Origin of the sequence: Staphylococcus lloydii, from assembly GCF_015775975.1 — a bacterium.
Classification (GTDB): domain Bacteria; phylum Bacillota; class Bacilli; order Staphylococcales; family Staphylococcaceae; genus Staphylococcus; species Staphylococcus lloydii.
In genome coordinates, this window is the sequence record NZ_CP064056.1 from 1,567,872 (window position 1) to 1,580,274 (window position 12,403).

At 33.3% G+C, this 12,403-nt stretch carries 11 protein-coding genes and 1 pseudogene; 1 reads left to right on the plus strand and 11 read right to left on the minus strand.

The features are described from left to right. Positions 1 to 7: 7 nt before the first annotated feature. Positions 8 to 223 carry a hypothetical protein gene (locus ISP08_RS07670; RefSeq protein ID WP_048794035.1) on the plus strand — a complete coding sequence of 72 codons (216 nt, stop codon included), beginning with the start codon at positions 8 to 10 and terminating at the stop codon, positions 221 to 223. Positions 224 to 279: 56 nt separating this feature from the next. Here the strand turns inward: ISP08_RS07670 and rny are convergent, their stop codons facing one another. The 11 genes and pseudogenes from rny to ISP08_RS13030 form a co-directional block, all read right to left on the minus strand. After that, positions 280 to 1,839, minus strand: coding sequence for a ribonuclease Y (gene rny, locus ISP08_RS07675; RefSeq protein ID WP_048794036.1), 1,560 nt, complete (start codon positions 1,837 to 1,839; stop codon positions 280 to 282). Positions 1,840 to 2,268: 429 nt separating this feature from the next. Beyond that, entirely contained in the window at positions 2,269 to 3,321 is a 1,053-nt protein-coding gene (gene recA, locus ISP08_RS07680; RefSeq protein WP_048794037.1) for a recombinase RecA, read from the minus strand. A 168-nt stretch (positions 3,322 to 3,489) separates the two neighbouring features. Further along, complete coding sequence (locus ISP08_RS07685; protein WP_195718237.1) at positions 3,490 to 4,635, minus strand: CinA family nicotinamide mononucleotide deamidase-related protein; 1,146 nt, start codon at positions 4,633 to 4,635, stop codon at positions 3,490 to 3,492. Positions 4,636 to 4,845: 210 nt separating this feature from the next. Continuing rightward, complete coding sequence (gene pgsA / locus ISP08_RS07690; protein ID WP_048794039.1) at positions 4,846 to 5,424, minus strand: CDP-diacylglycerol--glycerol-3-phosphate 3-phosphatidyltransferase; 579 nt, start codon at positions 5,422 to 5,424, stop codon at positions 4,846 to 4,848. A gap of 42 nt (positions 5,425 to 5,466) precedes the next feature. Beyond that, positions 5,467 to 5,862: a helix-turn-helix domain-containing protein gene (locus ISP08_RS07695; RefSeq protein ID WP_195718238.1), complete on the minus strand. Its 396-nt coding sequence runs from the start codon at positions 5,860 to 5,862 to the stop codon at positions 5,467 to 5,469. Positions 5,863 to 5,895: 33 nt separating this feature from the next. Next, positions 5,896 to 6,732: a DUF3388 domain-containing protein gene (locus ISP08_RS07700; RefSeq protein ID WP_048794041.1), complete on the minus strand. Its 837-nt coding sequence runs from the start codon at positions 6,730 to 6,732 to the stop codon at positions 5,896 to 5,898. A gap of 145 nt (positions 6,733 to 6,877) precedes the next feature. After that, complete coding sequence (gene ymfI / locus ISP08_RS07705) at positions 6,878 to 7,582, minus strand: elongation factor P 5-aminopentanone reductase (protein ID WP_195718239.1); 705 nt, start codon at positions 7,580 to 7,582, stop codon at positions 6,878 to 6,880. Between the two features lies 1 nt (position 7,583). Then, positions 7,584 to 8,870, minus strand: coding sequence for an EF-P 5-aminopentanol modification-associated protein YfmH (yfmH, locus tag ISP08_RS07710; protein WP_195718240.1), 1,287 nt, complete (start codon positions 8,868 to 8,870; stop codon positions 7,584 to 7,586). Beyond that, a complete protein-coding gene (gene yfmF, locus ISP08_RS07715) occupies positions 8,870 to 10,138 on the minus strand; it encodes an EF-P 5-aminopentanol modification-associated protein YfmF (protein ID WP_229294065.1) in 1,269 nt (422 codons plus the stop codon). Before yfmF ends, yfmH begins: the two co-directional genes overlap by 1 nt. A 25-nt stretch (positions 10,139 to 10,163) precedes the next feature. Then, positions 10,164 to 10,877, minus strand: a complete 714-nt coding sequence (locus tag ISP08_RS07720) for a GntR family transcriptional regulator (RefSeq protein WP_048794045.1) — start codon at positions 10,875 to 10,877, stop codon at positions 10,164 to 10,166. Between the two features lie 2 nt (positions 10,878 to 10,879). Continuing rightward, positions 10,880 to 12,331: pseudogene (locus ISP08_RS13030) on the minus strand (DNA translocase FtsK); the annotation flags it as partial. Positions 12,332 to 12,403 lie beyond the last annotated feature (72 nt).

The following is a 12,403-nucleotide window of genomic DNA, read 5'->3' on the forward strand; positions in this document are numbered from 1 at the left end:
TTAATTCATGTCAATTAATATCGATCCCGAAAGTTTTGCAAATTTAGTAGTTTCAGCTAATCCTTCTAAAAGTGATGATGCTGAAGAAGTAGCTAAAGAAAGCTTGGAACTTTATATTAACGCTTATCGTTTAGCAGAACGTTATTCTAATATTTCAACAAATTCTTACGATACAGCTGAAATTATCCAAGAAGTGAAAAATACTGATTTAGAACTCACATAATCTTGTTATTTTACTAATTAATGTATATAAAAAAGGTTGCCACGATGGCAACCTTTTTATTTTGCATATTCAACTGCCCTAGTCTCACGAACAACAGTCACTTTAATATGGCCAGGGTATTGAAGTTCATCTTCAATTTGACTTTTAATGTCCCTTGCTAAGCGATGTGATTTTAAGTCGTCTATAGCATCTGGTGATACAATTACTCGAATTTCTCTACCAGCTTGTATTGCAAATGCTTTATCTACACCATCATAACTTTCTGATAAAGTTTCTAAACGCTCTAGTCTTCTGATATAGTTTTCTAATGTTTCTTTACGAGCGCCAGGTCTAGCTGCTGATAATGCGTCTGCAGCTGCTACTAAAATAGATATTATAGATGTAGGTTCTACATCACCATGGTGTGAATGAATTGCGTTAATAACTGTTTCATGCTCATTATATTTTTTCGCTAATTCTACACCAATTTCAACATGGCTACCTTCAACTTCATGATCAATTGCTTTACCAACATCGTGAAGTAGTCCCGCACGTTTAGCTAATGATACATCCTCACCTAATTCAGCAGCAAGCATGCCACTTAAATATGCTACTTCAATTGAATGTTTAAGCACATTTTGGCCATAGCTTGTACGATATTGTAAACGACCTAATATTTTCACTAAGTCTGGATGCATATTATGCACATTTATTTCAAATGTTGCTTGTTCCCCTGCATCTCTTATAATATCGTCTACTTCTTTTCGAGCTTTATCTACCATATCTTCAATCCGTCCAGGATGGATTCTACCATCAGAAACAAGATTTACTAATGCTGTTCTAGCAATTTCACGTCTGATTGGGTCAAATCCTGATAGAATTACCGCTTCAGGCGTATCGTCTATTATTAAGTCGATACCAGTAAGCGTTTCAAGAGTTCTAATATTTCTACCCTCTCTACCAATAATTCGACCTTTCATTTCATCGTTAGGTAAATTAACAACTGATACTGTTGATTCTGACGTATGTTCTGCCGCCAATCTTTGTACAGTAGTTGCTAATAACTCTTTTGCATTTTTATCGACTTTTTCTTTTGCTTCTTTCTCTTTTTCCTTAACAAGTATTGCAATATCTTGTGACAGTTCTTCCTCAACTCTTTGAAGTTGCTCATTAGCTGCTTCTTCTTGACTGAGACCAGAGATGCGTTCTAATTCTTGTTCATGTTTATTTATTAATGATTGAACACTACTCTCTTTTGCATCTACTTGTTGTTGTCTTTCTTCAAGTTTAGATTCTTTTTGCTCTAAAATTTCATCTTTTTTATCAAGCAAATCAGATTTACGTTCCAAATTTTCTTCTTTTTGAAGTAGGCGAGATTCTTGCCTTTGAAGTTCTCCTCGTCTTTCACGAAGTTCATTTTCAACTTGCTCTTTTAAGATTTGGTTTTCTTCTTTTGCTTCAAGTAGCTTTTCTTTTTTTACATTATCTGCTTCTTTATTCGCCTGATCGATGATATCTTCAGCAGTTTGTCTTGCTTGGATTTGTTTTTGTTGCAACAAATTTCGGGCAATAAAATACCCTACAACAACGCCCAGAATAATTCCTAGCAAAATGAGTAGGAGGCCTAATAAATTCACATAAACACCCCCCTTTTTCTAGGATTTGCGCTTTATATAAAAATAAATATGATTTTATTGAACTATATAATAATCATACAATGTAATTGTACGTTTAAAAACTAAGAAGTGTCAAGGTATCAACCCACAATAATATAATTTCATTTTAAATAGCGTTTTAATAGTATTTAAAAATATCTTAATTACTTTTTATTATAACTCACAAACGAATCATTTATGCTACAAGATAGTATTTAAATGTTGTTAAAATGCATCTTACAAAGGTTACTAACCTAATTGTTATCCCAGCTATAAATATTTATATACAATCAATAAATTCACCTTATTATCTCAAAAGTTTTATGAATTTTATATCCATAAATTAAGCAAAAAAGAGAAGTTTTATCTTCAAGCGATAAAACTTCTCTTTTAATGAAATGCTATATGTTGTTATTCTTCATCAAATAATGAATTTGGCGCGTTATCTTCGCTTTCTGATTCTTCAACATCACCATCAAATATGCCTAATTTTTCACGTAATTTATGATTAATGTCTTTTTTGATTTCAGGGTTTTCTTTAAGGAACATCTTAACATTTTCCTTACCTTGACCCATACGTTCTCCATTGTATGAATACCAAGCACCTGACTTATCTACGATTTCGTGTTCGACACCTAAATCAATTAACTCGCCTTCTTTAGATATACCTTTACCATACATAATATCTACTTCGGCAACTCTAAATGGTGGTGCAACTTTGTTTTTAACTACTTTAATTTTTGTTCTGTTACCGACAATTTCTTGCCCTTGTTTTAGTTGTTCTGCACGGCGAACTTCTAATCTAACTGAACTATAGAATTTAAGTGCACGACCACCTGGTGTCGTTTCAGGGTTACCGAACATAACGCCGACTTTTTCTCTAATTTGGTTAATAAACACCGCTGTTGTATTTGATTTAGAAATAGCACCTGATAATTTACGTAATGCTTGTGACATTAGACGTGCTTGTAAACCAACGTGTGTATCTCCCATTTCACCTTCAATTTCAGCTTTTGGTGTTAACGCTGCAACAGAGTCGACTACTACAATGTCAACTGCACCGCTTCGCACGAAGGCCTCTGCAATTTCAAGACCTTGTTCACCATGGTCAGGTTGAGATAAATATAAATTATCAATATCTACGCCTAAAGCTTCTGCATAAACTGGATCTAACGCATGTTCAGCATCGATAAATGCTGCAATACCGCCTTTTCTTTGCACTTCTGCAATGGCATGTAGCGCAACAGTAGTTTTACCAGAACTTTCTGGTCCATAAATTTCAACAATTCTACCTTTAGGATATCCGCCTACTCCTAATGCGTTATCTAATGTAACTGAGCCACTTGAAACGCTTGAAACTCTGCGTCCTTTGTTATCGCCCAGTTTCATAACTGAACCTTTACCAAATGATTTTTCCATATTTTTTATTACTGTATCTAAAGCTTTTTGACGATCGTTATCCAATGATGAACCTCCTAAATGAGTTTAATCTCTATTAATTATCTTAACCACATCATACATGGATTATTATAATTTAGCAAGCATTTTGCGAATATTTGTTCGCTATTAAATTGACAAAACTTCTTATAATCGAACATGCGTACTCTATAATTTGATTATTGTAGTATTATATCAGTGTTTAATAAAATTTAGTAATCTTATGAGTGCATAATTTGGCGTTCTAGATTTAATTAGATTTCTTGATTGTGTCATATTAAACGACTGTACATGTAATTTATCTTTTAACAATATGCCTAAATAAACTTTATTGTCATCATATAATAATGCAATGCCCATATCTGTTTCAAATAAATCTTTAACAATAGTTGCACCGATTGCCAATCGATTATCGATACTATCACTGTCCGTTATAAATTTATTAGAATGAGGTAACATGCCTTTCAACTTATGAGCATCATTGTAATCTTGTAATCTACTATATAATTTGCCGTCGGTTACACCATCATATATTGCAAATGAGCGACTGACCTCTTTCATAACAGCTTGCTCAAGTTTAATGTCATCCGAGCCATAATAATAGTCACCAATTCTTGATAATATTTCTTGCTTAATAGGTGCAATTAAATTTTGACATTCCTTAGTAGTTTGTCCATTAGCAGTTAGACGGATATTAACTTCATGTGTACCAGCCAATGGTGCAATTGTTGGATTAGTTTGATTATCAATTAAATCCATTAGTTCTGTTTCTACGCGAGATTCTCCAATGCCAGCAAACCTAAGTAGTTCTGAAAAGATGACTTGTTCGCCATCGAGTAAATGAGGTAATAGCTCATTTTTAGCCATTGGTTGCATCTCTTTTGGTGGCCCGGGTAGTAAGGCGATACGTTTGCCATTAGTTTCTACAAGCATACCTGGCGCCATACCAACTTTATTTTCTAATACTTTTGAACCTTCAATAACCAATGCTTGTTGTTTATTATTAGGTGTCATAACTTGATTTTGTTGTTTAAAATAATCCTCGATATACGTTAAAGCTTGTTCATCTGTAACTAAAGAACGTCCTAGTACATTAGCCACTGTATGTTTAGTTAAATCATCTTTAGTTGGTCCTAAACCACCTGTTAGAATTACTGTGTCATTATTATTTAATGCATTAGTCACTACTCGTTCTAGTCGTTCAGGGTTATCACCTACCACTGCATGTTCTAGCACACTATGACCTATGCCATTTAATAGTTTTGATAAATATTGTCCATTCGTGTTGGCAATTTGACCTAACAATAGCTCTGAGCCAACTGCTATAATTGAAACTTTCACAACTTATTACCTCCTTCAATATGTATACGAAGTACATATTAACTATACCCTCTATTATAAAACTAAAAATCTTTAAAAATCTAAGAATAATAATTGGAAAAATTCAGCTATATGCATGTTAAAAATAAAAACGATGCTTACTAATTATTTATACAATTAAAAATGACAGAAACCATATCGATTTCTGCCATTACTTATGAAAATATATTATTATTTTGCTTTAAATACATCTCTACCTTTATAGAAATATTCAACACCAGAAAGTATAGTAAAGAATACGCCAATATAAAGTAGTACTTGTCCTAATGGAAAACCTATCCATGTCGCTAATGGGTCGCCTAAGAGAATCCAAATTAACGCAACCATAGTAACCGCTGTTTTAATTTTACCTAGTTGTCCTGCAGCGCTTACGAAACCTTGTTCAATTTGTAATAAACGTAGTCCTGTTACTGCAAATTCTCTGGCAATAATAATGATTGCAACGACAGAATTAGTTAAATCTATTTGTACTAATGCTATAAGGGCAGCAGATACTAATAACTTGTCTGCTAAGGGATCCAAAAATTTACCCATATTCGTAACTAATTGCCATTTTCTGGCTAAATATCCATCGGCAAAGTCACTTAACGAAGCTACGATAAATACTATACCACTTATTATTAACTCGATTCTTACATTGTAACCTCCGATAAATGACACTGTTCCAAACCCAAAATTTGCCAATGCAAAAATTAAAAATACTGGAATTAGTATAACCCTAAAAACCGTTATCCAATTCGGTATGTTCATATAAAATCCTCTTTTCTATTTATATCTTAAATCGTTGACTTCTTATAATATGATTACCGCTAAAATCCATAGCACTATTGTAATAAGAATAACGGTACTAATAACTACTACCAATTGCAACGGTTCTTTATCTTTTCTTCTATATGACGGTGCTTCACCATTAGAAAAAGCGTGAATAGCTTCATTGATGTCACTATTTCTTCTATTTGGAATTTCGTCTCTATGAGACTCAATCAATTGATCCGAGTCTATATTAACAGCTTTAGCATATTTAGTAATAAACCCTTCAGCATAATCTGCATTTTTCAAACCGTTAAAATCATTGTTTTCGATTAACTTTAATGTTTCACGCTTAATATGTGTTTTACCTTCTAATTCATTTAGCGTCATTCCTAAACGTTCACGACGCCCTTTCAAAGTTTGACCAATAGTATTCACGGCAAGATTGCTCCTTACTTCACTACAATATTATTAAAAGAAACCAAAACCATCACCGAAGTCACCAAATCCATTTTCGCCAAAATCTAAATTATTTTTTCTTTTGACCGTATTTTTCTTCATTTCTTCATAATGAATTTCTTGGTTTTTATTTTCTCTCAACTCAATTATATAATCAAAATCATTCATTTCGTAATCACTAGTTTCGACAAATAAATCTGGATGTTCAACGACTTTAATCGCTGGTAAATTCATAACTTCTTTAACTAAATCTTGGTGTTTAGCATCTGATTCTCTTGCGGTTACGGCGCCATCAATAATGTAAACATGGTCAGAATCATATTCACCTTTAATTAATGAACTACGTACTGTTTGTTTAATAAGTGTTGAACTAATAAATAGCCATCTTTTATGCGCACAGACACTACCGGCAACGATTGATTCTGTTTTACCAACGCGAGGCATACCTCTAATACCAATCAATTTATGTCCGTTTTCTTTAAATAATTCTGCCATAAAATCGACTAACAAACCTAAATCTTCACGTTCAAAGCGAAATGTCTTTTTATCATCTGCATCTTGCTCTATGTAACGCCCATGTCTTACAGCTAGTCTGTCACGTAGTTCAGGTTTTCTCAACTTCGTAATAGAAATATCATCTATTTCGCTCACTATACCTTCAAAACGACTTACTTTTTCTAAGTTATCCGATTTAATAAGCAAACCTCTTCGCGCTTGTTCAACACCATTAATGGTAACAATACTAATACCCATCATGCCTAAAAGACTCGAAATATCACCTAATAAACCTGCACGGTTCATAGTGATTTCATATTCTAAATACCATTCTTTTTTTGTAGTAACCGTCATATTTTACACCCCTTAGTTTTCGAGCAGTGACAAGTTTAAACAATGATACAAACGGACAATTATATGTTTGTTATCGTTTGCATTTAATTATATGGTCATTATAACATTGAATATTAATTTCGTGGAACATAATATTGTCTTCTTTTTATAAATACCAACCGCCGTTAATTTTTTGAACGGTGCCGGTTACACTTTTAGCAAAAGGATGACAAAGATAAGCACACGTATGTGCAATTTCTTCTGGTTCAATTAAGCGCTGTTGCGGCAAGTCATCAAGTATTTGTTGGAGTTCTTCGTCACTCCATACCTCAGACATACGTCCTCGTACAATACCCGGTGTAATTGCATTAACCGTAACAGTTGTTAGTGCTAATTCTTGACTCATTGCTTTAACGAATCCTATTTGTGCACTTTTCATTGCTGAATACACTGATTCTAAACTAGCGCCAGTTTCACCCCATATAGATGAAATAACGATTATTCTACCATTATCACTGCGACGGAGTTGATCTACAAAATATTTAGACAGTCTAATAAATTCTCGTACATGAAGACAATATGCTTCATCAATTTGTTCCTCATGCATGTCTTGAAGTTGTCCATAAAGCGCATTGCCACCTGAATATATTAAGCAATCTAAATTATGTATAAACCCAAATACTTTATTATAATCAGACGTTGCTAATAAATCACATTGCACAAATTGCACCGCATCATTTTCAAATTGTTGGGTTAAGTTTGTTAAATCTGTGGAATTATATTGCACGATCACTTCATAACCTTCATCTAATAAACGGGTAACAATCGCTTGTCCTATCGAACCAGAACCACCTATAACAAGTGCCTTCATATTATTTCATCTCCAACCGGCTATCAACCATTTGCTCTAAATTTAAACATTGCTTAGCGGTCTCATTCACACTTTCCAACGTAATATCTTCCACTATTTCTAACATATCGAAGAGGCTTACCCCTTCAAAATGTAATTTAGTATACTGATTGGCAATATATTCTGGTGAATTTAATCCAGAAATGAATTCTCCAATAAATTGCTTCTTCAGTAATTCAAAGGCTTCATTATCTGTTAATTTACCTTGAGATTGTGCTAACTCTGCTAATAATAATTGCTTTAGTTCATCTGGCTTTTGTGTAGCACTTGAAATAATTGAAAAACTATACGTTGGTTCTAATATAAATTGGTATCCAAATGTATCGTCTATCAATTCACTATTAAGTAATGATTGGTAAAAATCTGTTTCCTCACCAAATACAAGTTCAAAAAAGAGTGTCATCTCTAAATCTTTGCGGACATATTGATCGGCCGAAGCATTCGTTAATGGCTTGTTTTTAAAACCGAGCATTAATCTTGGAGATTGTAATTTCATCTTTTCTGAGACGAACTGTTGATTAACCTCTTCTTTTTCAACTAGTGCATCTCGTTGAATCTCAGGTTGTGCTACTTTATCTCTTTTATCTTCATGTTCAGTTACAATTTTTAAAATTTGCTCGGGATCTACATCGCCCACCACGAACAACACCATATTAGATGGATGATAAAATGTTTCATAACATAAATATAAATCATCTTTCGTTATCTCATATATACTATCAACACTACCCGCAATATCTACTTTAATTGGATGGGTATCATACATCGCTCTTAATGTGTTAAACATGATTTTATAGCCTGGTTGCTCTTGGTACATTTTAATCTCTTCTGCAATAATACCTTTTTCTTTATCTACAGTTTCTTTCGTAAAGTACGGTGTTTCAACCATAGTGAGTAAACGCTTAATATTTGTTTCAACTTGGTCTGTAGCACTAAACAAATAGCTAGTACGGTCAAAACTCGTAAAAGCATTGACTTGGGCATTATCTTCTGCAAATGCTGTAAATAAATCATCTTCTTCATTCTCAAATAACTTATGTTCTAAAAAGTGAGCAACACCATCTGGAACTGTTATGTATGAATCTTGATTATGAGGTTTAAACTTACTATCTAATGAGCCAAATTGTGTTGTATATGTTACAAACGTTTTTTGAAATCCTTTTTTAGGTATAATAAAGACGTCTAAGCCATTATCTAATTTTTCTTTATACACATATTCGTCTATTTGTTGGTAATATTGTTCCTCCATTATGCTTCTCCTCCCTTAGTCAAAATATATATAGTATCTAAGACTGTCGCTTGGGCTAAAGCGATAATTTGGTCGCGAGAAACATTCATAATACCTTCTATGTATGTAGACTCTGTCATATTTGACTCGAGTAACAAGTTATTATTTAAACGTTCTATAATACTTTTAGGTCTATCTTCCGCTTCTCGTCGTTGTGAAATAATCACTTTTTTAGCTAAATCGATTTTATCGTCAGTAAAATCACCTTGTTGGAACTTTTCAAATTCTTTAATAATCGTTGCTTGGGCAGTCTCGTATTTATCAGAGGCTACACCACTCAATACAAACATATAGCCATTTTTACTATCAATTTGTGAATGGATTGAATAAGCTAGACTTTGCTTTTCGCGTACTTCATTAAACAATACTGAAGATGGATCCCCACCGAACATCATGTTTAACACAACAAAAGTGAAGTAATCATTATCTCCAAATTTAGTTGGGAACTTAAACCCCATGTTTAATTTCGCTTGATCAATTTCATCATATTCGACTACAACGTGAGGCAATTGATTTTTAGGTTTGACTTGAACATCATTAAATGATTCAAATTTAAATGGTTTTAATTTAAAATATTTATTTATATTTGATTTAACTTCCGTTTCATTGACATTGCCCACTACGTATACTGCGCAATAGTCATTTTCAATCATAGATTGATATGTATTATATAAAGACTCGTTCGTAATATGTGCTATCTTTTCTACTTGACCTGTAGAAAGTTGACTATATGATTGTTCTCCAAACATATGTTGAAGTAAGTTTAAAAACGCGAGTTGTGATTTATTATCTTCAACAGCTTCTAATTTTTTAGTTAATAAAGACTTCTCTTGCGCCAATAAAGTTTCATCAAATAAACCGTCATTGGTTAATGGATGCCAGATTATTTCTTTTAGTAGTTCAATACCCTGTTCGAATAAAGGTGTGGTATCTTTTAAATATTTCTCGTTAACTAACTCTAGAGAGATTGTAATCACATGTTTATCTTTAAATTTAGAAACATAGCTATTTACATATGCGCCATAAAGTTCAGATAACTTTCTATTGAAAGCTTTATCTGTTGGATACTTTTGAGTAGCTCTCATAAGTATTTTACTAAGTAACGACCTAGAAGTAATCGTCTCTTCTTCTAATGGAGCCATAAACTTCAATGTAATCATCGTCGTTTTAAACTTAGTTGTTGGTAATACACTTACATGAAAATTATCTTGTGGTTTTATATTTTCCAATAATTTTCCCCACTTTCATTTTAGTTTATACTCTATTTCTTACCGCTTTAAATTTAACTAAACTACTTTTAAAGTAATTAAATGAATAAAACACAGGTTTATCATTTTCATCATAATGAACTAATTTTAACAACATTAAACCTTCATGAGGTGAAGCATTCAATAGATCAGAGATGTGTGGTTCATAACTTATCGCTTCTATTTCGGTTTCAGCATAACTAATTTCTTTATCAGAATATTGTTCAATCGCGTTTAAAATAGATTGTCTATGTTCTTGATACTGGAAACAGGTCAAATCATCATTTGGAATTTTATCTAAACAATAAACGACTGGAAATTGATCTGCCGTACGAATACGCTCAATAATCGTGACAAGTGTTTTATCTTCTATTTCTAAAGTATATGCATCTAAAGATGTAGCTGGCTTTTCATCTAAGCTAATAAATTCAGTACCTGCATTATAACCTTGTTCTTCAATCATTTCACTTATACTTACTAATTCCCCTAATGGGTAAAGGAAAGGATGCAGCGGTTTAACACTGACACCTTCCTCTAAGTTATTCGTTAAAATTTGTTCTGTTATTAATTCATCTACGCCATCGTAGACATCATCTGTTTTAACTTTTAGGTCTCTAGCAATGCTTAAATAACTAGGCAATTTATCACCGTTATTTAATTTACCGGCCTTAATTTGGTTTAAAATCCACTCTTTAACTTTATACACTGAAGTTAATTCCATATTTACACCTCATCGCTATTTAAATCAACTAATATTTGTCTTGGTTTGCTTCCTTTTTGTGGTCCGATGACCTGATTACTTTCTAAATCATCCATCAATCTTGAAGCTCTATTATAACCTATCCTGAATTGACGTTGTAACAACGATGTACTTGCTTTTTGTTGTTCGATGACAAATAAATAGGCTTCATCATAAAGTGGATCTTCACTTTTCATTTCAGATTTCTCTACAGGTTCATCCGGTTCCATCTCTTTAACATAATTTGCTTTTTGTTGATCTACAACGTAATTAACAACGTCTTGTACTTCTTGTTCACTTAAAAATGCGCCTTGCACACGCGTACGTATTGAACCGCCATTAGCTACATACAACATATCGCCTTTACCGAGCAGTTTATCTGCACCGCCACTATCGATGATCGTTCTTGAATCAGTTTGTGAACTTACGGCAAATGCTATTCTTGATGGAATGTTGTTTTTAATGATACCGGTAATAACATCTACTGAAGGTCGTTGTGTAGCGATAATCAAATGGATACCTGCAGCACGTGCCATTTGCGTTATACGTTGAATGGCATTTTCAACATCTTTACCAGCCACCATCATTAAGTCAGCTAATTCATCTACGATAGTAACTATATAAGGTAATTCTGCTTGTTTTTCATCAAGCTCTTCGTTTTGACGACGGATATATTGATTGTATCCTTCTATATTTTTAGTCGAAGAATGTTGGAACAAGTCGTAGCGTCGTTCCATTTCAGCAACTACTTTTTCTAATGCTTGTGCAGCTTTATGCGGGTTTGTAACTACAGGTGTTAACAGATGTGGTATCCCGTTATAGACATTCAATTCAACCATTTTCGGGTCGATTAACATTAATTTCACTTCGTGCGGTTTGGCATTTAATAAAATACTCGTAATAATACCATTGATACATACGGATTTACCGCTACCCGTTGAACCAGCCACTAATAAGTGAGGCATTTTGTTTAGTTCGACTGTAATAGGATCACCAGAAATATCTCTACCTAAACCAACTTCTAATTTATTCTCAGCAGGGAATTTTTCATCTAATACTTCTTTTAATGCAACCAGTGAAATTTTATCATTTGGTACTTCTATCCCTACCGCTGAGCGACCAGGAATTGGAGCTTCAATTCTTATATCTTTCGCTGCTAATGCTAACGCTAAGTCATTATTTAAATTTACAATTTTGCTTACTTTGACACCTTGTGCTGGTTGTATTTCATATTGAGTAACTGCAGGTCCTATCTTAATTTGAGTTACTCTGGCGTCAACACCAAAGTTTTTCAATGTAGTTTCAAGTAAACGCCCTTTTTTCTGCACTTCAGCCTTAGAAGTGGATTGTTGTTTCGCAGGTTGTTTAAGTAAACTCAATGGCGGTATATTATAAGCTTCATTTTCTACTTCTCCTGCATCAGAAATTGAACCAGAATTATCATGATCAGTGATTTCTTCTGTTTCTTGATTGTTGTCACCGTTTGTATCACGTTTATTACTTTTACG

Excerpts from the sequence above, each read along its gene's own strand:
- ISP08_RS07670 (WP_048794035.1), top strand. The coding sequence starts at position 8 with ATGTCAATTAATATCGATCCCGAAAGTTTTGCAAATTTAGTAGTTTCA.
- pgsA (WP_048794039.1), bottom strand. The coding sequence starts at position 5,424 with ATGAACATACCGAATTGGATAACGGTTTTTAGGGTTATACTAATTCCA.
- ISP08_RS07700 (WP_048794041.1), bottom strand. The coding sequence starts at position 6,732 with ATGACGGTTACTACAAAAAAAGAATGGTATTTAGAATATGAAATCACT.
- ymfI (WP_195718239.1), bottom strand. The coding sequence starts at position 7,582 with ATGAAGGCACTTGTTATAGGTGGTTCTGGTTCGATAGGACAAGCGATT.
- yfmH (WP_195718240.1), bottom strand. The coding sequence starts at position 8,870 with ATGGAGGAACAATATTACCAACAAATAGACGAATATGTGTATAAAGAA.
- ISP08_RS07720 (WP_048794045.1), bottom strand. The coding sequence starts at position 10,877 with ATGGAATTAACTTCAGTGTATAAAGTTAAAGAGTGGATTTTAAACCAA.